This is a genomic window from Rhodomicrobium lacus (assembly GCF_003992725.1).
Lineage (GTDB): Bacteria > Pseudomonadota > Alphaproteobacteria > Rhizobiales > Rhodomicrobiaceae > Rhodomicrobium > Rhodomicrobium lacus.
The window spans coordinates 140103-166296 of record NZ_RZNF01000002.1; the positions used below are offsets into that span (position 1 = coordinate 140103).

General features: G+C 63.9%; 24 protein-coding genes. 14 read left to right on the forward strand and 10 right to left on the reverse strand.

The annotated features are described in order from the left end of the window. Positions 1–121: 121 nt before the first annotated feature. The 5 genes from EK416_RS01335 to EK416_RS01355 form a co-directional block, all read right to left on the reverse strand. Complete coding sequence (locus tag EK416_RS01335) at positions 122–1036, reverse strand: glycyl-radical enzyme activating protein (protein WP_127075548.1); 915 nt, start codon at positions 1034–1036, stop codon at positions 122–124. 67 nt (positions 1037–1103) lie between these two features. Further along, positions 1104–3590, reverse strand: coding sequence for a glycyl radical protein (locus tag EK416_RS01340; RefSeq protein ID WP_127075550.1), 2487 nt, complete (start codon positions 3588–3590; stop codon positions 1104–1106). Positions 3591–3638: 48 nt separating this feature from the next. Then, a complete protein-coding gene (locus EK416_RS01345; RefSeq protein WP_127075552.1) occupies positions 3639–4409 on the reverse strand; it encodes an ABC transporter ATP-binding protein in 771 nt (256 codons plus the stop codon). Positions 4410–4432: 23 nt separating this feature from the next. After that, on the reverse strand, positions 4433–5260 hold the full coding sequence (locus EK416_RS01350; RefSeq protein ID WP_127075554.1) for an ABC transporter permease: 828 nt from the start codon (positions 5258–5260) through the stop codon (positions 4433–4435). Positions 5261–5307: 47 nt separating this feature from the next. Next, positions 5308–6324, reverse strand: coding sequence for an ABC transporter substrate-binding protein (locus tag EK416_RS01355; protein WP_245433933.1), 1017 nt, complete (start codon positions 6322–6324; stop codon positions 5308–5310). Positions 6325–6779: 455 nt separating this feature from the next. Here EK416_RS01355 and acs point away from each other — a divergent pair, with 455 nt between their 5' ends. Both acs and EK416_RS01365 read left to right on the forward strand, forming a co-directional pair. Then, on the forward strand, positions 6780–8762 hold the full coding sequence (acs, locus tag EK416_RS01360) for an acetate--CoA ligase (RefSeq protein ID WP_164729804.1): 1983 nt from the start codon (positions 6780–6782) through the stop codon (positions 8760–8762). Further along, positions 8759–9274 (forward strand): OsmC family protein, encoded by a 516-nt coding sequence (locus EK416_RS01365; protein ID WP_127075560.1) that lies wholly within the window; start codon positions 8759–8761, stop codon positions 9272–9274. The genes acs and EK416_RS01365 overlap by 4 nt, the downstream gene beginning before the upstream one ends. A gap of 21 nt (positions 9275–9295) precedes the next feature. On the opposite strand, the gene EK416_RS01370 is transcribed toward EK416_RS01365, so the two are convergent. Both EK416_RS01370 and nikR read right to left on the reverse strand, forming a co-directional pair. Next, complete coding sequence (locus EK416_RS01370) at positions 9296–10444, reverse strand: trans-sulfuration enzyme family protein (protein ID WP_127075562.1); 1149 nt, start codon at positions 10442–10444, stop codon at positions 9296–9298. 186 nt (positions 10445–10630) lie between these two features. Beyond that, on the reverse strand, positions 10631–11089 hold the full coding sequence (gene nikR, locus EK416_RS01375; protein WP_127075564.1) for a nickel-responsive transcriptional regulator NikR: 459 nt from the start codon (positions 11087–11089) through the stop codon (positions 10631–10633). 160 nt (positions 11090–11249) lie between these two features. Here nikR and EK416_RS01380 point away from each other — a divergent pair, with 160 nt between their 5' ends. The 5 genes from EK416_RS01380 to EK416_RS01400 all read left to right on the forward strand — a co-directional run bounded on the left by EK416_RS01380 (position 11250) and on the right by EK416_RS01400 (position 14952). Beyond that, positions 11250–12017, forward strand: coding sequence for a DUF4198 domain-containing protein (locus EK416_RS01380; RefSeq protein WP_127075566.1), 768 nt, complete (start codon positions 11250–11252; stop codon positions 12015–12017). A gap of 50 nt (positions 12018–12067) precedes the next feature. Then, the gene (gene cbiM, locus EK416_RS01385; protein ID WP_127075568.1) at positions 12068–12679 is read left to right on the forward strand and encodes a cobalt transporter CbiM; all 612 of its coding nucleotides are present in this window, start codon (positions 12068–12070) and stop codon (positions 12677–12679) included. 12 nt (positions 12680–12691) lie between these two features. Then, on the forward strand, positions 12692–13324 hold the full coding sequence (locus tag EK416_RS01390) for a carboxypeptidase regulatory-like domain-containing protein (RefSeq protein ID WP_127075570.1): 633 nt from the start codon (positions 12692–12694) through the stop codon (positions 13322–13324). After that, entirely contained in the window at positions 13321–14133 is an 813-nt protein-coding gene (gene cbiQ / locus EK416_RS01395) for a cobalt ECF transporter T component CbiQ (protein WP_127075572.1), read from the forward strand. The genes EK416_RS01390 and cbiQ overlap by 4 nt, the downstream gene beginning before the upstream one ends. 135 nt (positions 14134–14268) lie before the next feature. Beyond that, on the forward strand, positions 14269–14952 hold the full coding sequence (locus EK416_RS01400; RefSeq protein ID WP_127075574.1) for an energy-coupling factor ABC transporter ATP-binding protein: 684 nt from the start codon (positions 14269–14271) through the stop codon (positions 14950–14952). A gap of 45 nt (positions 14953–14997) precedes the next feature. Here EK416_RS01400 and EK416_RS17630 read toward each other — a convergent pair whose 3' ends face one another. Beyond that, a complete protein-coding gene (locus EK416_RS17630) occupies positions 14998–15150 on the reverse strand; it encodes a hypothetical protein (protein WP_164729805.1) in 153 nt (50 codons plus the stop codon). Between the two features lie 208 nt (positions 15151–15358). Here EK416_RS17630 and EK416_RS01405 point away from each other — a divergent pair, with 208 nt between their 5' ends. The 6 genes from EK416_RS01405 to EK416_RS01430 all read left to right on the forward strand — a co-directional run bounded on the left by EK416_RS01405 (position 15359) and on the right by EK416_RS01430 (position 22379). Continuing rightward, positions 15359–15832, forward strand: coding sequence for a MarR family winged helix-turn-helix transcriptional regulator (locus EK416_RS01405; RefSeq protein ID WP_164729806.1), 474 nt, complete (start codon positions 15359–15361; stop codon positions 15830–15832). Next, entirely contained in the window at positions 15829–17868 is a 2040-nt protein-coding gene (locus tag EK416_RS01410) for an FUSC family protein (protein WP_127075578.1), read from the forward strand. Before EK416_RS01405 ends, EK416_RS01410 begins: the two co-directional genes overlap by 4 nt. Next, complete coding sequence (locus tag EK416_RS01415; protein ID WP_127075580.1) at positions 17865–18080, forward strand: DUF1656 domain-containing protein; 216 nt, start codon at positions 17865–17867, stop codon at positions 18078–18080. The genes EK416_RS01410 and EK416_RS01415 overlap by 4 nt, the downstream gene beginning before the upstream one ends. Next, complete coding sequence (locus tag EK416_RS01420) at positions 18077–19060, forward strand: efflux RND transporter periplasmic adaptor subunit (RefSeq protein ID WP_245433902.1); 984 nt, start codon at positions 18077–18079, stop codon at positions 19058–19060. The genes EK416_RS01415 and EK416_RS01420 overlap by 4 nt, the downstream gene beginning before the upstream one ends. A gap of 219 nt (positions 19061–19279) precedes the next feature. Beyond that, complete coding sequence (locus tag EK416_RS01425; RefSeq protein ID WP_127075582.1) at positions 19280–21652, forward strand: heavy metal translocating P-type ATPase; 2373 nt, start codon at positions 19280–19282, stop codon at positions 21650–21652. A 346-nt stretch (positions 21653–21998) separates the two neighbouring features. Beyond that, entirely contained in the window at positions 21999–22379 is a 381-nt protein-coding gene (locus tag EK416_RS01430; RefSeq protein ID WP_127075584.1) for a hypothetical protein, read from the forward strand. A 46-nt stretch (positions 22380–22425) separates the two neighbouring features. On the opposite strand, the gene dusB is transcribed toward EK416_RS01430, so the two are convergent. Next, positions 22426–23448, reverse strand: coding sequence for a tRNA dihydrouridine synthase DusB (gene dusB / locus EK416_RS01435; protein WP_127075586.1), 1023 nt, complete (start codon positions 23446–23448; stop codon positions 22426–22428). A gap of 71 nt (positions 23449–23519) precedes the next feature. Further along, positions 23520–24959, reverse strand: a complete 1440-nt coding sequence (locus EK416_RS01440; protein WP_245433903.1) for a DHA2 family efflux MFS transporter permease subunit — start codon at positions 24957–24959, stop codon at positions 23520–23522. A 265-nt stretch (positions 24960–25224) separates the two neighbouring features. Between EK416_RS01440 and EK416_RS01445 the strand changes: the two genes are divergently transcribed. Continuing rightward, positions 25225–26193, forward strand: a complete 969-nt coding sequence (locus tag EK416_RS01445) for a hypothetical protein (protein ID WP_127075590.1) — start codon at positions 25225–25227, stop codon at positions 26191–26193. Position 26194 lies beyond the last annotated feature (1 nt).

The following is a 26194-nucleotide window of genomic DNA, read 5'->3' on the forward strand; positions in this document are numbered from 1 at the left end:
CTCAAACCGGAAGACGCTTCAGCTGTGTCAGCCTGCGCTGAACTCGGTTTGAAGCAGACAGGCTGAATCGACAACGCAAATCGCAGCGTCGTGCCGCGCAGATTTGCGGCATGACGCCGTCCTACCGGGGCGCGACAGTCACGTCGAGCCCGTAGTTGCCGAGAATGGCAGCGGCTCGCTCCGCCTTCGGCTCTATCCGCGAATGAACGGTATAGGTCTTTCCGAGCGCGGTATATTTCGACACCCCGAACTCATGATAAGGCAGGACTTCGATCTTCGGCAGGCGCACAGTCTGCATGAAGCGGCCGAGCGCGTGGAGATTGTCGTCCGTATCGTTGTAGTCGGGAATGAGCGGCAGCCGGACGATGACCGGAAATCCCCGTTCGCCGAGGTGGCGCGCGTTTTCGAGGATGCGGGCGTTGCCTATGCCGGTGGCCTCCCGGTGGCGGGCGTCGTCCATGTGCTTGAGATCGAGCAGGATGAGATCGATCGCGGGAAGAAGCGTCTCGAAGCTCTCCCACGGCAGAAAGCCGGTCGTGTCGAGACAGGTGTGAAAGCCAAGCTCGTCATGCAGAACGCCGAGAAGCGCGCCGGTAAATGCGGGCTGCGCCAGCGCCTCGCCGCCGCTCAGCGTGACGCCGCCGCCGCTTTGCATGAAGATCCGCCAATGCTGGCGCACCTCCGTCGATACCTCCTCCACCGTCATGCGTCGGCCCGATAATTGCCGCGCATCCTGCGGACAGACCGAAACGCAAAGCCCGCACAGCTTGCAGGCCGTTTCGTCGCGACGCAGTTCATTATCCGCGACGGCGAGCGCCCCGTTCGGGCATTCCTCGACACAGATGCCGCACAGCGTGCAGAGCTTTTCGAAATGGAGAAGTTCGGGCAGGTGCTTCTGCGACTCGGGATTGCTGCACCACCGGCACGTCAGCGGGCAGCCCTTGAGAAAGACGGTCGAGCGGACGCCGGGGCCGTCATGCACGCTGAAATGCTGGATGTCGAAGACGATGCCGCTCGGATTGTCCGCCGGTTTCATGTGAGATGGTTCCTGGTCCCGGCATGCGGGGCACGGGCGAGCCGTCATGGGGCTCGCCCGCGGTTTGTCAGCAGTCGAAGGTCAGTTCCGTGCGCGCGATGATCTCGTCCTGCACGCCCTTGTGCAGGCGCGTGAAGTAGGCGCTGAAGCCCGCCACACGCACTGTCAGCCCCTTGTAGGCGTCCGGGTTCGCCTGCGCCTTCCGCAGGGTGTCCGACGTCACCACGTTGAACTGAATGTGCGAACCGCCCGCATCCATGTACGTCTTGATGAGCGACAGAAGTTTCCGCGCCCCGCCGATGCCGGAAAGGGCGCTCGGATGGAACTTCATGTTGAAGTGGTTCGAGCCGTACTTCACCGCATCAACGGCTTGTGCCGCGGACTGGATCAGCGCGAGCGGTCCTTTCTTGTCGGTGCCGGGCGTCGCGGACACGCTGCCGTCCGTCAGCGGCCGCCCTTTCTGGCGTCCGCTCGGCAGCGCGCCGGTCTTCAGGCCGTAGTAGTTGTGGATCGAGAGCGAGTAGGCCTCGATGTTCGCGATGTGGTCGCCGAAGTAGCTGTAGCCGGCGGCGTGGAACGTCTTGAAGGCGTCGTCATAGACGCGGCGCACAAGCGCATCGATCTCGGGATCGCCGTTGCCGTGCTTCGGCGCGTTGAGGCACAGCGTTTGAATGCGCTCATGGCCTTCGAAGTTTGCGTCGACGGCATCGAGCAGTTCGCCGAGTGTCACTCGCTGGGTGTCGAACACGAGATGCTTGATCGCGGCGAGCGAGTTCGCGGCATCGATGCCCGCATTGCTGATGACGAAATAGAGGTAGTAATCCACCCCGCCGTCGAACACGTGCTTGCCGCGTTCGAGGCAGCCGCCGTAAAGCGCGGAGCGGAAGGCGGGCGCGATCGTGTCGCCGAGCGCCTTGGTCGAGACGGAACCGAAAGCGCGCTGGACGTTGAAGAGGTGGTCCACCTGGCGGAGCCACGCGGCATAGACGTCCTCGAAGCTCTTGAACGCGCGGGCGTCGCCGGTGCGGGCGCCGACGAAGAGGCCCGTGCCGGGGTCGACGCCGTCATGCAGCGCGAGTTCGATGCACTTCGCGAGGTTGAACGTCCCGCCTTCATGAATGAACGCAGTTCGCCCTTCGACGCCCGTGCCGACGCAGCTCATGTTGATGCTGGCGCGCGCGTCCTCGATGGTGACGCCAACCTTGGCGTGCCGCGCGAGCGTCCGCTCGATGATGAGGCGCGTGTTCATCCATTGCGGCTGGCCGAGGCCCGTGCGTTCCAGTTCGACGGCCTTGAGCAGGAAGTCTTCCTTCAGGCCGTCGTGATAGAGGATGGTGATGGTCGGCTGGATGTTTTGCAGTTCGATTTGCGTGTCGAGGAGGACGTAATCGAGTTCAGTCGTGGCATCCTGTCCGGCCGCGTTGAAGCCGCCGAGATTGATGGTGTGCCCGGTGTGGCCCGAGTTGGTGCGCGCCGAGATGAGACCCTGATAATAGCCATATTCGAGGATCTTCACGAAAAGGCACTTGAACCATGCCTGCGCGTCTTCCCGCGTGAAGCCATTTTGCAGCTTGTCGGCCTGGAACCACGGGTCGAGATACTGGCCGATGCGTCCGGGCGACGAGCCGCAGCCGCTCTGTTCGATCTGGTTGCCGAGGTGCAGGAACCACCAGAACTGAATGGCCTCGCGGAAGTTGCGCGGCGGATTTTCCGGCACGTGGCGGCACACTTCGGCGATTTGCAGAAGCTCCGCGCGGCGCACGGCGTCGCCCGTCTCGCCCGCGAGCTTGTCGGCGAGATCGGCGTAGCGGTGCGCGAGATGGATCAGCGCGTTGAGCGAAATCAGCACTGCGCGATAGAAGTCGATCTTCGACGCGTTGTCCTGAGTAAGCGGAAGCGCCTTCAGCCGCCCTTCCGTTTCGCGGATGATGTCGCCAAGGCCGCGCCGGATGAAGGTTGCATAGTCGAGGGTGCCCGAGCCGATGGTGTAGGGCGCGGTTTCGGTGATGAGGCCAGCGGCGACGCTGTCGCGCGGATCGAAGCCGTGAAGCTCACGCGAAAGCTCGCGGGCCCGCGCCTCGGCGGAGCGCGTCTGGAAGTATTTCGCGGTCTCGATGAGGGTCGCGCGTTCCTCATCGCTCAACTCGACCTCGCCGAGATGGCTCACCATCGGCTGATCGGCTTCGCGAAGGATCCACTCCGAGCCCCATTCGGGATAGGGGTAAACGCCGGCTGGCTTGCTCGTCACCGTGCCGACGAGCGGGTTGTCGTCGATGTAGAGCGTCTTCTTTTGCAGAACGCGCTCGAAGACGCGGGCGCGAAGAACCACGGTCGGCTCTTGCGCGTATTCCCGATACACGTCGAGGAGATGGGTCAGCCGTTCGGTGTCGATCTTCTGAGGGGCGTCGAGCAGAAATTCCTTTGCGCGCGAGGCGGCTTCGGCACAGCGCGCGGACTGGGCGGCGTTCGTCAGCTTTCCGTCTGCGCGGAACGGGCTGAGGCCGGGAATCGAAGATACGAGCAAGGCCTCCGGTGAGGCGTTCGGTACGGGCATGGAGCGGGCTCCTTCTGGGATGTGTAATGAAAAAAAGGCGAGCGGGCGTCAGGCCGCTTCCTGACCGGCTTCGAAGACATTCATTTCCGCGAGGACCTCGCTCTGCAGGGCGACGAATTCGCGGCTTGCGCGATTGCGCGGGTAATCGAGATCGACGGTGAGCCGGCGGGAGATGCGGCCGGGCTTGGCGCTCATCACGGCGATCTCGTTGCTGAGGAAGATCGCCTCGCCGACATCGTGCGTTACGAGGATCATGGTCGTCTTCTCGAAGCGCCAGATGCGGAGCAGTTCGTCCTGAAGGCGCAGCCTGGTGAGCGCGTCGAGAGCGCCGAGCGGCTCGTCGAGGAGGAGCACTTCCGGCTTGTTGACGAGTGCGCGGGCGATGGCCGCGCGTTGAGCCATGCCGCCCGACAACTGGTAGGGGTAGGCTTGCTCGAAGCCGTTCAGCCCGACGAGCGTGATATGCTCACGAACGATCTTCGCCTTTTCCTTCGACGATCCGGGCGCGTTTTCGAGGCTCAGCGCGACGTTCTGCTCAAGCGTCAACCAGGGCAGCAGCCGGTGATCCTGAAAGACGATGCCCCGCGCGAGGCTCGGCCCCGAGATCTGTTTTCCGTTGAGAAGAATGCTTCCCTCGTAATCCTGATCGAGACCCGCGATCAGGCGAAGCAGCGTCGACTTTCCGCAGCCGGAAGGGCCGACGATGCTGAGGAACTGTCCGGATTCGACGTTCAGTTCGATGTTCGAGAGGACGGTCAGGCGTCCGCCGTCGTGGCCCTGGTAGTGTTTGCCGACCGACCTGATTTGCAGTTTGGACATCTGTGTTTTCCGTTTGAGATCGATCAGCCTTCGAAACCCTGCTTCCAGCGCAAAAGCCTGCGCTGCGCCAGATACATGATCCTGTCGATGGTGAAGCCCACGAGGCCGATGATGATCATGCAGACGACGAGTTGGTCGGTGAGCAGCAGCCCTTGCGCGCGGAAAATCAGGAAGCCGAGCCCTTCGAGGCCGCTCAGTCCTTCCGCGATAACGACCATCGCCCATGCGAGACCGGCCGCGTAGCGCAGCGAAACCATGATCGAAGGGAAGGCGGAAGGAAGGACGACTTTCCGCACCATCTGCCAGCGCGTCAGCGTCAGGACGTTCGCCAGTTCGATATGGCTCTTTTCGACGTTCCTGATGCCCTGAAGGGTATTGAGAAACACAGGGAAGAAGACAGCCTTCGCGATGACGAGCACCTTCGCGGGCGCACCGATGCCGAGCCAAAGAACGATGAGCGGCAGCCAGGCGATGCCGGGAATATGGCGCAAGGTGTCGAATGTCGGCCCGAAAAACTGCTCGACGCGTTTTGAAAGCCCGGCGGCGATGCCTAGCACGATGGCTGCGGTCGCGCCGTAGACCAGCGCCTGCCCGACGATGGACACGCTCGAAATGAAGTCGTTCGCGAGGCGCTGCTTCGTGACCATCAGCCAGAAGGCTTCGGCCACCTTGACCGGCGCAGGCAGGAAGACGGCCTCCACCCATTGGTAGGTGGAAGCCGCCTGCCAGAGCGTGACGATGATGAGGGGCAAAAGAAGCCCGATGACGTTGATTTTCCCGAGAAACCTTGCCGCCCTTCGCGAGGGCGGCCGGGCTTCTGCCAGGTCCAGATAGCTGCTTGTGGTGCTCATTTCCATCCGCCCAACGGGCGCCTCGCTCTGGAGGCGCCCGAAATTAACTAGTTGTAGATGGAGTATTCGCCGCCGACGAAGAACCGCCCGTCGATGAAGGTGTCGACCTGCTCATCGGTCAGCCTGCGCTCGTTCAGGATGTCGTCGCCGTTGGCCACATACCATTCCTGGAAGGTCTTGATGGCGAGGCGAGCCTTGTCCGCGCGCGGCTCACCTGCCATGAATTCCCACTCGCCGGGGTGCGTAATCTGGAAGCGGGCGACCTCAGCCGGAACGCGTGTTTCGCGGGCCACGATTTCAGTGGCTTCCTCGACATGGTCGAGCGCCCATTCGCGGGTGCGTTCGCGCGCGATCAGAAACGCTTTCACCACCTCGGGGTATTTGTTCACGAAGTCGCGCCGCGCGAAGTAGGTGACGCGGCCGGCGTGATTCACGTAGATGCCGTCATCAGGGGAGCGGCTCACGACCTTGAATTTGCCGGAAAGCCACGGGCCGGTGAAGGCGCTGGCGGCAAGATGCGCGGTCGTGGCGTCGGTCGCGCCGGAAAGAACGGCGGAAATCGCAACGGCCGAGTTGTCGATGGATTCGTAACGCACGCGCCCCTGCTTCAGGCGTGAATCGAACGGCAGGCCCGCCTGGGTCAACTGCTCGAAAGGAGACGACCAGTAGCAACTGATGCGGCTGGAACCGAATTTCTTGCCGTCGAGATCCTTGACGGTCTTGATCGCGTCGTTATCGGCCCGTGCCAGGATCGGCGCGCGATAGCGGTTCGAGGGCTCGGATGCCCAGATGATGACGCCGTCGAGGCCGTTGGCGCGGTGAATGGTCGCCGGATAGATCATGCGCTGCGCGATGGCGATAGCGCCGCCACCGACCGCGGCGGCTTCAGCGCCGAGAAGATCGGCGGCACCGCCCGCAATGAGGTTGATCTTCGTCGTCCCGATCTTGTCGAACTCTTCTTTGAAGAAACCCTTTTCCCGCGCAATCACGGTCCATTGCGTCAGCTGCAGATTAATTGAAGGCAGAACATCGGCGCGCGCCACAGGAGCGCTCACCCCGACCATCATCGACACTGCTGCTACACAAGATGCAATGCGCACCCACCGTCTGATCCTGCTATCCACGGTCATCCTCTCAAAGTTTATGATGATATCTTTTATAGACGATGACGACGATGTCAACGCAAAGATTTTCTCCACCGAAATCAAATTCCGCCTCCGTGGAGGCAAAAGCTTCCCCTCATAATCCGATGCGATGCGAAAGACAGCCCTTCATTGGCCATCCCAGGCATGAGCAACGGCCCGCGGGATCGTCATGAGGACTTCGGTGCCGAAAGCGCGGGAACCGGAGAACTGGCGTCCAAAGTGAAAAGGTATCTAAGTACGTCTAGCGATCTACTCAAAAATGACTGGACCATTCGTGTCGTCTCTCTATAAATCATCGGATTCTGGGCTTGCCCCGAGCGGGCCCGGGTGGCCGCTCGTTGCGCCGCGTCGCCAATTCCAAATCAGAAATGCACATGGCTCATTCCGAAGTTTACCCGGTGCCGCCGGACTTTGCCGCCCGCGCGCATGTCGATTCGGCCGCCTATGAACGCCTTTATCGCTGGTCCATCGAGGATCCGGACGGGTTCTGGCGCGAAGAGGCCGCGTTCCTCGACTGGATCAAGCCGTTTACGGAGGTGTCGGATACCAGTTTCGATTTGAGCGATTTCCGCATTCGCTGGTTCGCCGATGGCACGCTCAATGGTTCCGTCAACTGCATCGACCGCCATCTTCCGGCGAAGGCGAACAAGCCCGCCGTTCTTTGGGAAAGCGATAAACCGGGCGAAAGCCGCGTCGTCACGTGGGGCCAACTCGCGGACAAGGTAAACCGGCTCGCGAACGTGCTGAAAAGCCTCGGCGTTGGCAAGGGCGACGTCGTTGCAGTCTATCTGCCCGTCATACCGGAAGTCATGGTGGCGATGATGGCCACCATCCGCATCGGTGCGGTTCATACGGTCGTGTTTTCGGGTTTCTCGGCGGAGTCGCTCGAAAACCGGATCGCCGATTCGAAAGCGAAGGTTCTCATCACAGCCGACGAAGGGTTTCGGGGCGGGCGCGTGTCGCCGCTGAAGCGCAACGCCGACGACGCAGTGCGAGATCAGCCGAGCATCGAACACGTGATCGTGGTGCGCCGCTCGGGCGCCGACGTTCCGTTCACGCCGGGCCGCGATCTCTGGTACGACGAGGCAACGGAGGCGGCCGAGCCGTGGTGCGAGCCGGTCGAGGTGGGCGCGGAAGACCCGCTTTTCATTCTCTATACATCCGGCTCGACCGGCAAGCCGAAGGGGCTCGTTCACACGACCGCCGGCTATCTCGTGCATGCGGGCACGTCGTGGCGCATCATCTTCGACTGGCATGAAGGGGATGTGTTCTGGTCGACCGCCGATGTCGGCTGGGTCACGGCGCACAGCTACAAGCTTTACGGGCCGTTGCTCAACGGGGCGACAACGGTGATGTTCGAGGGCGTGCCGAGCTACCCCGATCCTTCGCGCTGGTGGTCGATCATCGAAAAGCACCGCGTCAATATCTTCTATACCGCGCCGACGGCGCTTCGCTCGCTCATGCGTGAAGGCGAGGCCCCGGTGAGAAAGCACGATCTGTCGAGCCTTCGCGTGCTGGGCTCGGTCGGCGAGCCGATCAATCCGGATGCGTGGCGCTGGTTTCATTCCGTGATCGGCGGGGGCCGCTGCCCCATCGTCGACAATTACTGGCAGACCGAAACGGGCGCGGTGACGCTCGTGCCGATTCCCGGCGCGATCCCGAACAAGCCGGGCATGGCGGCAAAACCCTATTTCGGCATTCGTCCCGAGGTCGTCAGCCCCGAAGGCGTTACGCTCGAAGGCCCGGCGGATGGAAACATGTGCTTCCGTGGCTCGTGGCCCGGGCAGGCGCGCACCATCCTGCACGATCACGAGCGGTTCCTGAAAACCTACTTCGCGCCGTTTCCGGGGCGGTTCTTTTCCGGCGACGGCGTCACCAGAGACGAGGACGGCTATTACCGCATCGCCGGACGTGTGGACGATGTGATCAACGTATCGGGTCATCGGCTCGGCACCGTTGAACTCGAAAGCGCCATTGCCTCTCACCCGGCTGTCGCGGAATCCGCGGTCGTCGGCTACAATCACGACGTGAAGGGGCAGGGGGTCTTTGCCTATGTCACGCTCAAGGCGGAGGTGCCCGAAACGGACGCATTACGGCACGAGATCACGCAATGGGTGCGCGCGCGCATCAGCCCGATCGCTTCGCCGGACGTTATCCAGTGGGCGCCGGCGCTGCCGAAAAACCGCGCGGGCAAAATTCTCCGCCGCATTCTCCTGAAGATTGCCAACAACGATTTTTCGGATTTCGGCGACACCTCGACGCTCGCCGATGCCTCCACCGTCGAAGACATCGTCGCACGCCGCAAGGCCGAACTCGCCAGAACCGAAGCCGCCAGAACAAAAAGAGGAAACGCATGAACGCCGACGACCTCCGCGCCCTTCAGGCGCCGCTGAAGGAGCGTTACAAGACCGAGCCCGAGGCTGCCACCATCACGCTGAAGGCCCGCGGCGACCTCGACGCCGACAGCGTCGTCTGCCGCGTCGACACCGGCAAGGCGCTCGTCGAGGCGGGATTGCATCCCGCGACCGGCGGAACGGGCGCTTTCGCCTGCTCGGGCAACATGCTGCTCGATGCGCTCGTGGCCTGCGCGGGCGTGACGCTGAAGGCGGTTGCGACAGCCATCGGCTTCGAGCTCAGGGGCGGCGTCGTGTCGGCGGAAGGCGACCTCGATTTTCGCGGTACGCTCGGCGTTGCGAAGGACGCGCCCGTGGGCTTTCGCGCCATCCGGCTCGCCTTCGATCTGGAAACGTCGGAGCCGCAGGAACGCATCGACCAGCTCGTGAAGCTGACCGAGCGCTATTGCGTCGTTTATCAGACACTAGCGAAGCCTGCCGACCTCGGTCTTACCGTCAGGACGACGGCGGCGTAAGCGCCGCCACCGCCGCCCTGGCTATTCCGCGCGCGCCTGCCCGAGCGCTTCCGAAAGGTCTTCGTAAAGATCGTCGACCGCTTCGAGGCCCACCGAAAGGCGCAAAAGATCTTCGGGGACGGGCGAGCGCGGCCCTTCGATGCTGGCGCGATGCTCGATCAGGCTTTCGACGCCGCCAAGCGAGGTTGCACGCTTCCAGATGGATACGCGTGCAGCCGTGGCGATAGCGGCCCGCTCGCCCCCACGCACCCGGATGGAGAGCATTCCGCCAAAGCCGCCCTGCATCTGGCGGCTGGCGAGCTGGTGGCCTTTGAAGCCCGGCAGACCGGGATAAAGTACTTCAGCAACCGCTGGATGGGCGGAAAGGCGTTCCGCCAGCGCCTGCGCCGAAGCGCATTGCCAGCGAACGCGCGCGAACAGCGTACGCATGCCGCGCTGAAGAAGCCACGCCTCCAATGTGCCGGGCACGCCGCCGTTCTGACTTTGAACCGTCTTGATGTTCGCCCAGAACTCATCCTGCCGCGCAGTCGTAACCGTGCCGATGACCGCATCCGAATGGCCGTTGAGATACTTGGTGGCGGAGTGCATCACGATGTCGGCGCCGAGCGAGAGCGGCCGCGTGAGAACCGGCGTGGCGACGGTGGAGTCGACTGCGAGGCGCGCGCCCGCCGCATGTGCGATCTCGGCTGCCGCCGCGATGTCGTACACGGTCCACAGCGGATTCGCCGGCGTTTCGAGCCAGACGAGCTTCGTGCGGCCCGGAGCGATTGCGGCTTTCAGCGCGTCGATGTCGCCCGCATCGACGAAGTCCACCACAAGCCCCCAGCGTGACGCAAAGCCTTCGAGCCATGCCCGCAGCGCCCAGTACATCACGCGCGGAACGACGACATGATCGCCGGGCGTAAGCGCCAGAAACACGGCGTTCGCCGCCGCCATGCCCGAGCCGAACAGCGCCGTTTCGGCGCCGCCTTCCAGCGCGGTCAGCGTCTCTGCCGCCGTGTCGAACGTGGCGTTCTGTGCGCGGGAGTAGACGCGTCCGCGCCGATAGAGATTGTCGGGATCGCGGATATAGGTGGTCGTCGGATAGAGCGGGGGAATGAGTGCCCCCGTGGCTTCGTCTTCCCGGCCAAGCGCGCTGGCCGCGACGGTTTCGGGACGTTTCTTTGTCATGTCGGGTTTTGTCCGGTTGGATGGTCTCCTGAGCATCGTCCCATATTTGAGCGCGTTGTGGCGCTTCGGATCTTGTCGAAACCCTATCACCTCCCCTTGATTCCCGAACGCGATTTCATCCGAAATCTCGTGCAGAGGATAACTCAAGGGCACCCCCTCGCCCTCGCGGCGAAATCGCAGGGTTCGTCAGCCTTCCGAGGGTGCATGAACATGCGCTCGTCCGTCGACGTGATGATGGGGGGGCGTCTCGTCGGGTATCAGATGCAGATTGCCGTGACGCACGCCGGTTTCCGCGATGGTGGCTTCAGCAAGTCTGCGGACTTCGTGGGTGTTTCCCTTGAGCAAGGCGACTTCGAGGCAATTCTCATAATCGAGATGGACGTGGAGCGTCGAAAGCACGAGGTGATGATGGGCATGTTGCGTCCGGGCCAGCCGCCGCGATAATTCGCGCTGTTCGTGGTTGTACACATAGGAGAGGCAGGCAACGGCGTCTTTCGCCTTGTCCTCTGTCAGCTTCTCCTGCTCCAGCCGGTCGCGAAGGAGATCCCGGATCGCTTCCGAGCGGCTGGAATAGCCTTTTTTTTCCAGATAGTTGTCGAACTGTCCGAGCAGATCCTCGTCCAGGGAGATCGTCACTCGTTCCATGGGGCATCCTTCCTGTCGCGGCCTTCCAGGCAGGATAAACCAGATCGGGTTCTGCTGCGCGGCTGTTCAGTCGCTCGGATTACCCCAACGTCGCGTTGACACCCGATACCGAGTATGAAAAATGATAAAATCTTCATAACTCATACCCAGAGGGGAGTTCATGCGCTTTCCTGCAAGCCTCGCCGCAAACTCGGTCGCCGCGCTTCTCATGTTTTCAGCCGCCGCGCATGCGCATTTTCAGGAGCTGCTGCCGTCCACCGACATCGTTGCGGACGAGGGCGATCGCAAGGTCAAGCTTCAGGCCATCTTCACGCATCCGATGGAAGGCGGCCCGAACATGGATATGGGACAGCCGCAGCAATTCGGCGTTCTCGCGGACGGCGAGAAGGTGGACCTGAAATCTTCGCTGAAGCCCGTCGATGTCTCCGGCAAGAAGGCGTTTGAAGCCACCTATCAGATCAAGAAGCCCGGCGACTATGTGTTCTACCTTGAGCCCGCCCCCTATTGGGACGAGGGCGAGAAGCACTTCCTGATCCATTACACGAAGGTTGTCGTCGACTTCGGATCGGGCGAGGGCTGGGACAAGCTCGTCGGCTTGCCGGTTGAAATCGAGCCCTTGACCCGTCCCTATGGCGTGTGGACGGGCAATATCTTCCGGGGCGTGGTGCGCAAGGACGGCAAGCCGGTGCCGGGCGCTGTCGTCGAGATCGAATGGTCGAACGACGGGTCCGTGAAGGCTCCCTCCGATCCGTTCGTGACCCAGGTCGTCAAGGCCGACGACAACGGCGTGTTCGCCTACGCCATTCCGAAAGCCGGGTGGTGGGGCTTCAACGCCCTCATCGACGGCGAGACCAAAGGGCCGGACGGCAAGCCCGCCGCCGCCGAACTCGGCGGCACGATCTGGGTCAAAGCGGTCGACATGAAGTGATTTGCCCCGGCGGGGCGCGGTGTGTGTCCCGCTGACACCGGAGCACGACGATGGCTCATATTCCCGATGGCGTCCTGTCCGCCCCGGTTCTGGTTGCGGGCGCAGCCGTCAGCCTCGCGGGCTGCGCCCACGCGCTTCGCCGCCTCGATGAGGAGCGCATTCCCGAGGTGGCGATCCTCTCGGCGGTGTTCTTCGTCGCCTCGCTCGTACATTTCCCGGTCGGCCCGACTTCCGTACACCTCATCCTGAACGGGCTGACGGGCATTTTGCTTGGATGGGCCGCCTTTCCTGCAATCGCCGTCGCCTTGCTGCTGCAGGCCGTTCTTTTCGGCTTCGGCGGCCTCGTTGTACTTGGCGCAAACATCATGAACATGGCCGTGCCGGCGGTTCTGTGCGGCTACCTCTTTCAAGCGGTCGCCGGAGATGGGGCGAACCGCCAGCGCGTCCTCTGGGGCGCCGGACTGGCGGGGGGCATCGGCGTCCTCATCACCGCTTTGATGGTGGCGGCGGTTCTCGCCCTGTCGGGGAAGGAATTTATCGCGGCTGCAAAGCTCGTGGTCGTGGCGCACCTGCCGGTCGCCCTGATCGAGGCGGCTTTCAGCGTGGCGGTGATCGGGCTGTTGTCCAGGGTCAAGCCGTCGCTGCTCGGCTTTCGGGCGTAGGAGATCACACGAATGACGAGAGTTTCGATCCCCGCCCTTGTGGCCCTTATGCTCCTGATGTTCGGGGGCGGTGCGGAGGCGCACAAGCTCAAGGTGTTCGCCACAGCCACCGGTGCGGTGATAGAGGGCTACGCCTATTTTGGTACGGGCGGACGCGCCCGGCAGTCGTCGGTCACGGTGGCGAGCCCGGACGGAACGCTTCTCGGCAAGACGACGACCGACGACGAGGGAAATTTCCGCTACGAGGCCACGCGCCGCGTCGATCATGTCATCACCGTCGATGGCGGGGATGGCCATGTCGCGAGCTACACGGTTGCGGCCAACGAGTTGCCGCAAGCCTTGTCCAGCGGGGATGGCCCCGCCAGACTCCCGGCCGAGAGGACTGGCGCACCGGTCGCAGCGGCCCCCGCCATTTCGAGAGGGGGGGAAGACGCCGATCTCAAGGCTTTCATCGACCAGAGTATCGCCCGCCAGATCCGCCCGCTCCGCGAACAGATCGATGCGTATCAGGAAAAGATCTCGTTGCATGACGTGCTCGGCGGCCTTGGGTACATCCTCGGACTTGGCGGCCTCGCCTTCGGCTTTTCCCAACGTCGAAGGCGGGCACAAGACGGTGCCCCCGATCTGACGAGGGGCGCGCAATGAGCCTCGTGGGTGAGCAGACAGGCGCGGCGAACGAGTGCGGCTGCGACGGTGCTGTCGCTGTGACCGGTTCGCGGTCGAGCGGCGATCGGTGGAATTTCGTCCAATCCGTCGATCCGGGCATTCGTCTGCTCGTCTGCGCTTCGTTCTGCCTCGTCGTCGTGAGCTTGAACGGCCTCACGGCGCTTTCGCTCGCGCTAGGCGTCGCGGCGCTCGCCGTTGCGGCGGCCCGGCAGAGCCTCGGAACTGCGCTCCGGCGCATGGCCGCACTCGACGGTTTCATGCTGGTGGTGCTGGCGATGCTGCCCTTCTCGACGCCGGGAGAGCCGTGGTTCTCGGTCGCGGGACTGCCCGCAAGCCGCGAAGGCGCGCTCCTCGGAGCGACGATCCTCCTGAAAGCAAACGCGGTGGTGCTGATGATCCTTGCGCTGCTGTCGTCCATGGAGCCCGCGCTCCTCGGCCGGGCGATGAGCCGCCTGCGCCTGCCGAACAAGTTCGTTCTCCTGTTCCTCTTCACCCTGCGCTACATCGACGTTCTCGGGCCTGAATACCGGCGGCTGCGCACGGCCATGAAAGCGCGCGGATTTCGCATGCGGTGCGACCTGCATACGTGGCGAAGCGTCGGCTATCTCGTCGGCATGCTGCTTGTGCGCAGCATCGAGCGGTCGGAGCGGATCGTGGCCGCGATGCGATGCCGGGGCTTCAACGGCACGTTCCCCGCCCTTACCGAAAACGCCGCGCTTTCGTGGCGGGATGTAGCCTTTGCCGGAGTGTCTCTCGGCGTCTGCGTCGGCCTCGCGCTCGTGCGTTGAATTTTTGATTGTTCCACTCCCGCCGGGGGCAGCATAATTTGATGCGACACTCCAAACTGCACGAGAACCGGTTGGCTGCTGGTGCTGAGGCGCCACAAGAGTGGATGAGCGCGCGCGGCGAAAGGGATCGAATGTATGCGCCAGAGCGCTAGTGGGAGCCCGGAACTTTTGCGCCTGTCCGGCGTGAGCTTTGCCTACGACAGGGAACGCCCCGTGCTTCGCGGCGCCGATTTCGTTCTTCATGCGGGAGAACGCGTCGCGGTAACGGGGCCGAACGGCGCGGGCAAGACGACCTTGCTTCATGTGATGGTCGGCCTCGTCAAGCCTTCGGCGGGAACGATGGAGGCGTTCGGCAAGATCAGGATCGGCGAGGGCGATTTCGCCGAAGTCCGCCGCCGCGCCGGGCTGTTGTTTCAGGACGCCGACGACCAGCTTTTCTGCCCGACCGTCGCGGAGGATGTCGCTTTCGGTCCGCTGAACCTCGGCAAGTCTCGCGCCGAGGCCCGCGAGATCACCCGCCGCACCATCGCACGCATCGGACTTCATGGGTTCGAGGACCGGATCACCTACAAGCTTTCGGGCGGTCAGAAGCGCCTTGTGGCGCTTGCGGCGGTGCTCGCGATGGAGCCGGAAATTCTGCTTCTCGACGAGCTGACGACCGCCCTCGATGCCGAGACGGAAACCCGTCTGGTCGACATCTTGAACAGTCTGCCGCAGGCGATGGTCATCGTTTCGCACGACCGCGCTTTCCTTGCGAAAGTCGCGAACCGATGGGTGAGGCTTGAGGGCGGCACGCTTCGTGAGGCCGCTTCGGCCTAACCTCGCGCCATTGGCCGTCTTTTGCGATGGACCCCAAAGGCTCGCTCAAGCGTCCGGCCCGTTCAGGCTTTCGCTTTTGCCCTCGCCGTCGATGGGCTTCAGCCGACTGCCGTCGCCGAAAAGATAAGGGCCGGGCTCAGCCACCAAACGCTTGCCGCAGAGCTTCAGCCAAGCGGCGAGACGGCTTTGTCGTGACATCGGCCGCGCGACGATCCGCAACCGCAGCGGGAACACACCGTCATGCAGCGCCGATCATGGAGGTTCCGGTGGCCAGTTCGTGGAAAACGGTGCGGCTGTGCGGTTGGTCATCCTCGCACCACGCATATTCGCGTCATGCCAGCACAATCGGCTTGCATCCATATCATTAGCATACTAATTAATAGCCATGCAGCAATATGGGAGCGATATGCCGCCGGACGAGTCCGTCCGCAAACTTCGGGCGTCGTTAACGCGCTCGCTCATCCTTGCGTCTCGCCGCTGGAAAGCGCTCGCCGACGCAACCATGAAAAGCCGCGACCTCTCGCACGCGACGGCGCTCGTGGTCATCGTCATCGACAGCCTCGGCAGCGCGGTGACCCAGATCGAACTCGCCCGCGAAATCGGCATCGAAGGGCCGACGCTCGTGCGGCTTCTCGATCAACTCGAAAAGCAGGGCCGGATCGAGCGGCGCGAAAACCCGGACGACCGGCGCGCGAAACTTGTAAGCCTCTCCAGGGCGGGCAAGGATCTCGTCGCGGAAATCCAGATGGAACTTGAAAGATTGCGCGACGCGGCGTTCGGCGACGTCGATCGGCGCGACATCGAAGCAGCGCTTCGCGTCTTCGCCGCGATGCGCGATTTCACCCGTGACCGGACCGAAGCGGCGGGAGTGGACGAGTGACCCTTCCCGATTTCCGCGCGTGGGTCTTTTCGGTCAAGGTCTTCTCCGCCGGGCTGCTCGCGCTTTACATCTCGATGTGGGCCGGGCTCAGTCGTCCCTACTGGGCGCTCGCCACCGCCTATATCACGAGCCAGGCCTTCGACGGCGCGACGCAATCGAAGGCGATCTACCGCGCGCTCGGGACTGCCATTGGCGCTGCGGCAGCGGTCGCCATCTTGCCGAATGTCGTCAACTCGCCTGAACTGACCGTGCTTGCCATAGCCCTCTGGGTTGCGGTCTGTCTCTACATCTCGATGCTCGACCGCACGGCGCGGAGCTACACCGCCATGCTCGCGGGCTACACCGTCGCGCTGATCGGTTTTCCGGCGGTCGATGACCCGGCGGGCATCTTTGAGGCGGCGGTGTCACGGACCGAGGAAATCACTCTCGGCATCCTGTGCGCGGCGCTTGTGTCGGGCCTCGTGCTGCCACGATCCGCCGCGCCGGTTTTTGCCGCGCAGCTCGGTGCGTGGCTCACATCCGCAAGAGCCTGGACGCGCGAAGTGCTGCGCCGCGAGCCGCGTGCCGTGATGGATACGCGGGCCGGTCGGCTAAGGCTCGCCTCCGATGCGATTGCGTTGGAAGCGCTCGCCTCGCAACTTCCTCACGAGGCCACAAGCTCCCCTGTCTCGGAGCACTCGCTCGCGCTGCTGCGCCAGCATATGCTGATGTTGCTCCCGCTTCTCACCTCCGTTTCCGACCGCCTCAAGGCCATCGACGGAACGGAAGCGGCTGCCGCTCTCCAGCCTGTCCTCGACGACGTGGCCGACTGGTTTCAGGCCGACGCCCCAGCCCCGGAGGATGCCGCCATCCTGCTCGCGCGCCTCGATGCGTTCGAACACAGCCTGCGCGAGGGCGATCTCTGGCGCGACCTCCTCGTTGCAGGGCTGGTCGAGCGGCTGCGCGAACTCGTGAACCTCAAGCAGGACATCCGCCACCTTCGCGCGAATATCGAGACAGGCGGCCCGCTTGCAGCACCGTGCGCCTTTCAATACACGGCGAAGGCCCGAGAGGTGCGCCATCGCGATCACATGATGGCGGTTTTTTCCGGGTTCGGCGCCTTCATCGCCATTGTCATGGTATGCGCGGTCTGGATCGCGACGGGGTGGCAAGACGGGGCTGCCGCGGCGATGCTGGCTTCCGTGGCGTGCTGTTTCTTCGCGACTCAGGACGATCCGGTACCCGCCATGATAGGCTTCGCCACCGCCGCCATCCTGGGCGTGGTTGGCGCCCTGTTCCACCAGTTCGCGTTGCTGCCTCGCGCAATTTCATTTGAGATGATTGCGCTGGCGCTCGCGCCCGGCCTTATCTTGAGCGGCCTTCTCATGACGAACCCGGCGACCGCCGCCATCGGCCTCGGCACCGCCGTCAACGGCGCCATGGCGCTGGCCATTCAGGATCACTATTCGGCAGACTTCGCGGCCTTCGCAAATTCGGGGCTGGCGCTCGTCGCGGGGGTGTGGATCGCGACGGCATCCATTGCCGTCTTCCGGTCGCTCGATTCCGGATGGGCGGCAAGGCGGCTCCACGCGCAAAATCGCGCGAGCCTGGCGCTGGCGGCGAGCGGGCGGGGCAGTGAGAGCGGTCTGGAACTCGCAGCCCTCATGCTCGACCGCGTCGCGCTGATGGCGACACGGCTTTCCAAGCAGCCGCCCGACAAGTCCGCATTGTCGGCCACGCTGCTCCGGGAGGTGCGCATCGGCATCAACGTCGTGGAACTGCGCCGCGTGCGGCGGCAGGTCTCGAAGCCCGCGCGGCTTGCCATCAACCAAGCCCTTGCCGAAGTCGCGCGCCACTTCAGAAGCGACGGCGACAAACCGTCTGCCGCGCTCATCGAAGCCATCGACGCCGCGCTTGCCGTCTGCGTTCGCGAGCCCGAAACGAGCGCCGCCCAACATGCAACGCTTGGCCTTGCGGGACTGAGACGTGCGCTCTTCCCCACCGCTCCCGACCCTCGCTTGGCGCGGTTCGCCGACGAAAGAGCGGTGGCGGCATGATCGGCGAACTCGACATCTACGGCGTGTTCGCGCCGGCGCTGCTCTTCTGGATGCTGATTGCCTACGCCGTCACCGCCGTCTTGCGCAGCCTGTGCCAGCGTCTTGGCCTCTACCGCTATGCGTGGCACCGCGCGCTGTTTGACATCTCCCTCTATTTTATTGTGCTGGGCGCGGTCGTCGCGCTCGAAACGAGCCTGTTACCCGGATCATGACAACACCCGCAAAAACCTCGCCGTCGAAGGCGTCCGCTCCCTTTCTCCTGCGCTTTTTGGTGACACTTGCGATGTCGGGCGCGGCGCTGCTGATCGGAGCCTCGCTCTGGTATTACTACATCGATGCACCCTGGACGCGCGACGGACGCGTGCGCGCCGATGTCGTTGCCGTCGCGCCGGATGTGCCCGGCCTCGTGACGGAAGTGCTCGCGGCGGACAACAAGCGCGTGAAGCGCGGCGATGTCCTGTTCCGCATCGATCCCGAGCGGTTCCGTCTTGCGCTGGCGCAGGCAGACGCGGTGCTGGAGGGCCGCAAGGCCGCGCTCGAACAGGCATCGAGCGACTACGACCGCTATCGCAACATGACCGAAATCGCCGTCTCAAAGCAGAAGGTCGAGGCAGCGCTCGAAGCCAAGCTCACCGCGAAGGCGGCCTACGATCAGGCGATTGCGGACAAGGCCGTCGCGAAGCTCAACCTCGAACGCTCCACTGTGCGCGCACCGGTCAACGGGCGCCTCGTGAACGTGTCGCTCTTGCCGGGCGCTTACGTCGCCACCGGTCAGGGCGTCTTTGCTCTGCTCGACGAGGACAGCCTGCGCGTGGAAGGCTATTTCGAGGAAACGAAGCTCGGACGCATCCATGTCGGCGACAAGGCGCGCATCCGGCTGATGGGCGAGAGCATGGAATTGATGGGCCGCGTCGAAAGCATCGCCGCAGGCGTGGAAGACCGCGAGCGCAGTTCCGGCGCGAAGCTTCTTCCGAACGTGAACCCGACTTTCTCATGGGTGCGGCTCGCGATGCGTGTGCCGGTCCGTATCGCGCTCGATAACGTGGCCGACCGCGAGAAGCTCGTGTCCGGCCGAACGGCGACCGTCTTCATCGAGAACGGAGCGCTGAAGAAGTGGGCGCCGGACCTCAAGCTCGATACCAGCGCATCCTTGTCCACGGAAGGAGACATTCAGGCGAAAAGATCGCGATGACGTAGGGAGCGGCAACGCGGCGCGGATAATGCCTTCAGGGGCTGCGCGGCTCTTCGCGATCGCGGCAAAAGGGCGAAAATCGGGATGGAGACCGCGTAAGCCCACCGTCTCGGCAACTGGCAGAAGCACGGCCCTGCGCCATCCAGGCGTGCTTCGCGAACGCCTCGCCGTTGAAATATACCGTACGGGGGTATAGATTGCGGGCAAGGAGAGCCTGCCATGACCGGACACAATTCCCCGAACGAGCACCGCGCCTGCTGCGGCGGCGGGCAAAACGGCGAGGGCGGCAATCCGGCGCAGAGTTTGCACGCCATCGATCCCGTCTGCGGCATGGCCGTCGATCCTCATGGCGCGAAGCATCGCGCAACTCATGAGGGTCGCACTTATTATTTCTGCTGCGACGGCTGCAAGGTGAAGTTCGAGGCCGACCCGCGCCGATACCTTGAAAAGGACAGCGTGCCTCCATCGGCGCCGGTGCCGGAGGGCGCAGTCTATACCTGCCCGATGCACGCGGAGATCCGCCAGATCGGCCCCGGCACGTGCCCCATCTGCGGCATGGCACTCGAACCCGAGATGCCCGCCGCCGATACCGGGCCGGACCCCGAACTCATCGACATGACCCGCCGCTTCAGCATCGGCCTTGCGCTCACGCTCCCGGTGTTCGTCACCGAAATGGGCGCGCACTTTTTCGGCTGGCACGCGCTCGACCGGCAAAGCCTCAACTGGCTGCAATTCGCGCTCGCCACGCCGGTGGTGTTGTGGTGCGGATGGCCATTTTTCGCGCGCGGCTGGCAATCGGTGCGGACCGGCCATCTCAACATGTTCACGCTGATCGCCATCGGCACGGGCGTCGCCTACGCCTACAGTGTCGTCGCCACGCTGGCGCCGAGCCTGTTTCCGCCCGCGTTCCGGGGGCATGACGGCGCCGTGCCCGTATATTTCGAGGCGGCGGCGGTGATCACGGTGCTGGTTGCGCTGGGGCAGGTGCTGGAACTTCGCGCACGCGCGGCAACCGGCGGCGCGATCCGCGCGCTGTTGGACCTTGCGCCGAAGCAGGCGCGCCGCATTCGAGCGGACGGTACGGAAGAAGACGTTTTGCTCGGCGTCGTTTCAAAGGGCGACCGCTTGCGCGTTCGCCCCGGCGAGGCCGTGCCCGTCGACGGCGAGGTGATCGTGGGCGCGAGCGCGGTGGACGAGTCGCTTGTTACCGGGGAGTCGATGCCTGTGTCGAAGGAGCCCGGCGCGAAGGTCATCGGCGGCACCATCAACAAGAGCGGCAGCTTCGTCATGCGCGCGGAGAAGGTCGGCCGCGAGACGATGCTCTCGCAGATCGTCGCCATGGTCGCGACCGCGCAGCGAAGCCGGGCACCGATCCAGCGCCTCGCCGACCGGGTGTCTGGCTGGTTCGTGCCCCTCGTGCTCGCAGCCGCAGCCGTTGCATTCGCGGCTTGGGCGCTGGTCGGACCCGAACCGCGCCTCACCTTCGCGCTCGTCGCGGCCGTCTCGGTGCTCATCATCGCGTGCCCCTGCGCGCTCGGCCTCGCAACGCCGATGTCGATCATGGTCGGCGTCGGGCGCGGCGCGCAAGCGGGCGTGCTCGTGAAGAACGCGGAGGCGCTTGAGCGGATGGAGCGCGTCGATACGCTCGTTGTGGACAAGACCGGCACGCTGACGGAAGGCAAGCCCGCGCTCGCCGCCCTTCACGTCGCACCCGGCTTCGACGAGGCGGAGGTGTTGCGCATCGCGGCGAGCCTCGAACGCGCGAGCCAGCATCCGCTGGGGGAGGCCATCGTAAGGGCGGCGACGGCACGCGGACTGGCGCTTGACGATGCGACAAGCTTCGACGCCCCGACCGGAAAGGGTGTCGCCGGTATCGTCGACGGCAGGCGCGTCGCCATCGGCAATGCGCGCATGCTGGGCGAATCGGGCGTCGAACCGGGCGCGCTCGAAGCCGAGGCGGCCCGCTTCCGCGCCGAAGGTGCAACGGCGGTTTTCATCGCCATCGATGGCGCGCCCGCTGGCTTGGCTGCTATCGCGGACCCGATCAGGACGAGCACGCCCTCGGCTCTTGCGGCGCTGGAAGCCGACGGCATCCACGTCGTCATGCTGACCGGCGACAACGCCGCGACGGCGCGCGCGGTGGCCCGGAAACTCGGTATCGAAGATGTCGAGGCAGACGTGCTTCCCGAAGACAAGGCGAAGGTGGTCGAGCGCCTGCGCGCGCAAGGTCGTGTCGTCGCCATGGCGGGCGACGGCGTGAACGACGCGCCCGCGCTCGCCGCCGCCGATGTCGGCATTGCGATGGGGACCGGCGCGGATGTCGCCATGGAAAGCGCTGGAATCACGCTGCTCAAGGGGGACCTGATGGGGCTTGTGCGCGCAAGGCGTCTGTCGGAAGCGACGCTCGCCAACATCCGTCAGAACCTCGCCTTCGCCTTCGTCTACAACGCAGCGGGCGTACCGATTGCGGCGGGTGTGCTCTATCCTGCGTTCGGCATCCTGCTTTCGCCGATGATCGCGGCGGCGGCGATGGCGCTGTCATCGGTGAGCGTGATCGCGAACGCGCTCAGGCTGCGCGAGGCGAGGCTATAGATCAGCCCGCGCTGAACCGGCATCGATGCGATGCAGACAAGCTGATCGGCGAGACAAATCCGAGGCGCGGCGCCGCGCCCCATTTGCAGCATGACGCTTTGGACCCGCTGCAGGCGGGAGCCGCCAGGTTTTGAGCCCGTTTGTCAGAAAAATTTCGCATTACCCGTCAGACCTCGGCCGAGTGGTAAGCGCGATACAATTTTCGGCGCAGAGATTGGCGCGGCGAGCTTAAGCTCAATCGCATCCCGGCGTGTTATTCCTGCGGGTGAGTTCTGCCAGGGTCGCAACTCTGTAATACGGTTCCGCGACAGTCGCGGAGGCCATGGCGCTTTCGAGGAGGTCAAGTATGGCAAAAACGGTGAAAGTTCTGGGCGCGTCGCTTGTGGCGCTGACCATGGCGGTGAGCGCCACCGCGTTTGCCGCGACCGACGAAACGCCGGCTAACGGCACGCCTCAGACCGAAAACGGAGGCGGCAAGTCGTACCTCCCACCGTGGATGCAGAAAAAGGACGGTGAGACCGCGTCCCAAACCTCGGCGGCTGGCCCCTCGGCTGCGTCGGGCGCGGGTGCTGCCGCGCCGGCGAGACCGGCGGCCAATGCGGTGTCGCAGCAGGCCGATGCGCAACGCAGGCGAGCGCGAACGCAGCCCCCTGCACGGCAGACCCGCAACTCCAACGTTCCGTTCTTTCGCGGCGTTGCTTCTCTCTTCGGCGGCCTCGCCCGATAGGGCGGCTTCGAGATCGGTAAGGCAGTTCCTCCCGATCCTCGCAAATCTACATTAGCGGCGCCCAGAAAGCGCGGATCAGTGCGCGCACTTCCCCCGCTTCTTCGGCTCCGTTGACGGCGCGGCGGAAATCCTCTGCGCCCGGCAGGCCCGCGCCATACCAGGCGAGGTGCTTTCGCGCGATGCGCACACCCGCGCGGTCGCCGTAGTATCCTAGCATTGCCTCGAAATGCTCCGCCACCGTTTCGGCCTGCTCGCGCATGTCGGGGGAACCACGTGCGGCGTCCCCCCGTAAAAATGCGGCGACCTCGGCGATGATCCACGGGCGTCCATAAGCCCCGCGCCCGATCATGACGCCATCGGCGCCCGACAGAGCCAGCGCGCGCGCCGCGTCGGCGGGTCCGCGAATGTCGCCGTTCACCACGACCGGAATGGAAACCGCTTCCTTGACGCGGGCGACGAAGCGCCAGTCGGCGTCACCGCCGTAGAACTGGCATCGCGTGCGGCCATGCACGGTGACCATCCCGATGCCGCGCTCTTCGGCGATCTTCGCAAGACGGGGCGCGTTGAGCTGATCCGGGCTCCAGCCCATCCGCATCTTGAGCGTTACCGGCACCGTTACAGCCTTCACCACGGCATCGAAGATCTTCGCCGCGTGAACCTCGTCGCGCATCAGCGCCGCGCCCACCTGATCCCTGACCACCTTTTTCACCGGGCAGCCGAAATTGAGATCGACGATGTCGGCGCCCCGCTCCTCGGCGAGACGGGCGGCTTCCGCCATGATTTCTGGGTCGCGGCCCGCCAGTTGCACCGCGAGAAGGCCCCCCTCGTCCGTTGCCTCCCGCTCCGACATTCTCAGCGTCTTCCGGTGCTCGCGGATCACCGCCTTGCTGGCGAGCATCTCGGTCACGACCAGCTCCGCGCCGAATTTGCGCACCATGCGGCGGAAGGGCCTGTCGGTGACCCCGGACATCGGCGCCAGAATGACCGGGCTTTGCAGCGTCAGTCCGCCGAGGCGGATCGAGCGCAAACGGGCCTCGCCTGCCGGGAAATGCGGTGCGTCATCGAGCATGGGCCGAAACGTATCACCACTTTGCGGCGACCAGCAACATGGCCGCAGTCCGGTGGCGTGCTTGCTCGCGATCAGCGGTAGCCCCGGTTCATACGAACCTGACTGCGGTGGACGACACGTTCTCCGTCCTCTCTCTTCAATCCGCCGAAGATGAACGTCGAGAGGATCGTCATGATTCCGAGGACGATAAAGGCTTCGTGAAGGCCGAAACCCATCATCTCCTTCATATGGGAAGGCGGATGCTCCGGAATGAAGAACGCCGTTATCAGGCCCGCGACGGCGATCCCGAAGCTTATGGAGAGTTCCTGCGCGGTGCTCGCAATGGAGCCTGCGCTGCTCGTCTTGTGCGGGTCCATGTCGGCATAGGCCATGCTGTTCATCGTTGTATACTGCAACGAGCTGAAGGCTCCATAGAGCGACGCCTGCAAGACGATGAGCCAGACCGGCGTTTGCGGTCCCACCGTCGCGAACAGCATCAGGAGCGCACCGAGAATGATGGTATTCGACGTCAGCATGTTGCGATAGCCGAGCTTGTCGAGGATGCGCGACAGCGCAAGCTTGGCGAGAATGCCGCCGATGGCCTGAGGCATGATGAGAAGTCCCGACTGCATCGGCGTGAAGCCCAGCGGGATCTGGTAGAGAAGCGGCAGGAGGAAGGGCACGCCGCCGACTCCGAGACGGGTGAAAAAACTGCCGCTGACCGAGATGCGAAACGTGCGGATTCGGAACAGGCTTAGCTCAAGAAGCGGCCAGCGCGTCCGCATCGAGTGGTAGCCGTATGCCAGAATGAGGGCGACGGAAACGGCAAGAGCCGCGAGACTTTGGCTTGGCGTCAGGACATGCTCGCCGAAGATCTCCAGGACATAGGACATCAGGGCGATGCCCGCTCCGAAGAGCACGAAACCGAAGATATCGGGGGGCCTTCTCGCTTCGCGGTAATCGGGAAGATAGCGGGCGACCAGAATGAGGCCGAGAATTCCGATCGGGACGTTCACGAAAAAAATGAAGCTCCAATGGAGATGAGCGACCATGAAGCCGCCAATCGTCGGGCCGATGACAGGCCCCGCCCAGCCCGGAATGGTGACAAGACTTAACACGCGGATGAACTCGGTCCGGTCGAACGTCCGCACCAGCGTCAGCCGTCCCACCGGCACCATCATGGCGCCGCCGCACCCCTGAAGGATTCGGCAGGCGATGAGCATGTAGATGTTTTGCGAGAAGCCGGCCAGCAATGACGCCAAAGTGAACAGCCCGATCGCACCCGCGAACACGCGGCGCGTGCCGAAGCGGTCCGCCATCCATCCGCTGATGGGAATGAAGATCGCCAGACTGAGAGTATAGCTCGCCAGCACGGCCTTCATGCTGAGCGGAGGCACGTTCATCGCTTGCGCGATCACCGGCACGGCGGTGTTGAGGATGGTCGTGTCGAGCGACTCCATGAAATAAGCGACCGCGACCAGCCACGGGACAAGCCGCTTGACTGCCTCGGACGGCTCCGGGGAAGCGTTCATCGTTTCGGTTCGACGGGTGCTGACCTGATCGTCCATTCTGTCTGCTGTCTGCCCGGACCTGGTTCAGAACTCATGGGCTGATTGTTCGAGTAATCCTTCAAGCCGAGCCTTGGCTAAAAGGAAACATTGTCGATGCTCTTCTTTCACATCTAAAGAATATTGCTCGGAGAATCTTTCTTCGGGCCTTTATTTGCGGTGAACCAGCGCCCTCTAGAATCGTCGCCTTGAAAAGCAGTCGCTTTGCTCGCCGAGAAAAAGGTTCACGATGCAGACGGACGCTCTCCTATTCGACCCTGATGAAGCCCGGATCGAAGCTCTCGACCGGCTCTTCGTCGATGCATCGCTGGCGCAGGTTCATCCGCTGATCCGCGACTGGGGCGCCGTCGCGACCGACGCGGAGTTGCGCGAGGCTCAGCGCCACGCAATCCGCGCGGCTGTCGATGGAGGAGCGGGGCTGCGTCGGGCGGCTTTTGCCTCGCCGCCGCCGCCAGACATAAGCCGCCTCATCGAGTTCGACTGTCATCGGCTGATTGCGACGCTCGATGCTCACAACCCGGCGGGCGGCCGTCCGTTCATCCGTCTTTTCCGGTCAACAGTTCCGCCGGGCATGATCGCGGACTGGTCAGGCCTGAAGCGGCGGCTTCTCCGTCGATTTGCCGCGTTCGGGCCGGGGGAGGTTCTTTTCTTCCATCCGTCCCATCTTCCGCTCTGTGTGGAAACCGCGGGGATCGACGATCACCTCCTTGCCGCTCCCGTCGGGAAAATGAGCGGGATGCCGAAGGCCGCAGGGTCAATGCGCGTCACACTGAAGCGAAGCTCCAGCCTCGCATTCTACTCGCGTTACAAGGCCGTCTACGAGGCGACCTATGTGGAGCGCCCGGGACTGCGCGGAGAGGTGCGAACGGAGACAGAGGACAGCCTTGGCTTCTGTCTCAGGCACGGCTTCCTTTTCGAGATCCTCGTCGACGGCAGATGGGCCGGCGTCGTTGCCGCGAAGTGGCGGACGCTTGCCGGCATCCGGGGCGTCTTCATGGTGGAGATCGTGCTTGACGGTGACGTGCGCGGCCAGAGGCTTGGACCGGCGGTCCATCAGCTCTTCGCCGAGGCGGTTGCGATGAGCGCGCCCGAAGCGGTCATCATCGGTACGATTTCGGCAAAAAACCCCTGGTCGCTGCAAGCGGCGCGGCGCGCAGGGCGGATCGAGATCGGCGCCTGGCATTGGGTGCACCTGTGAT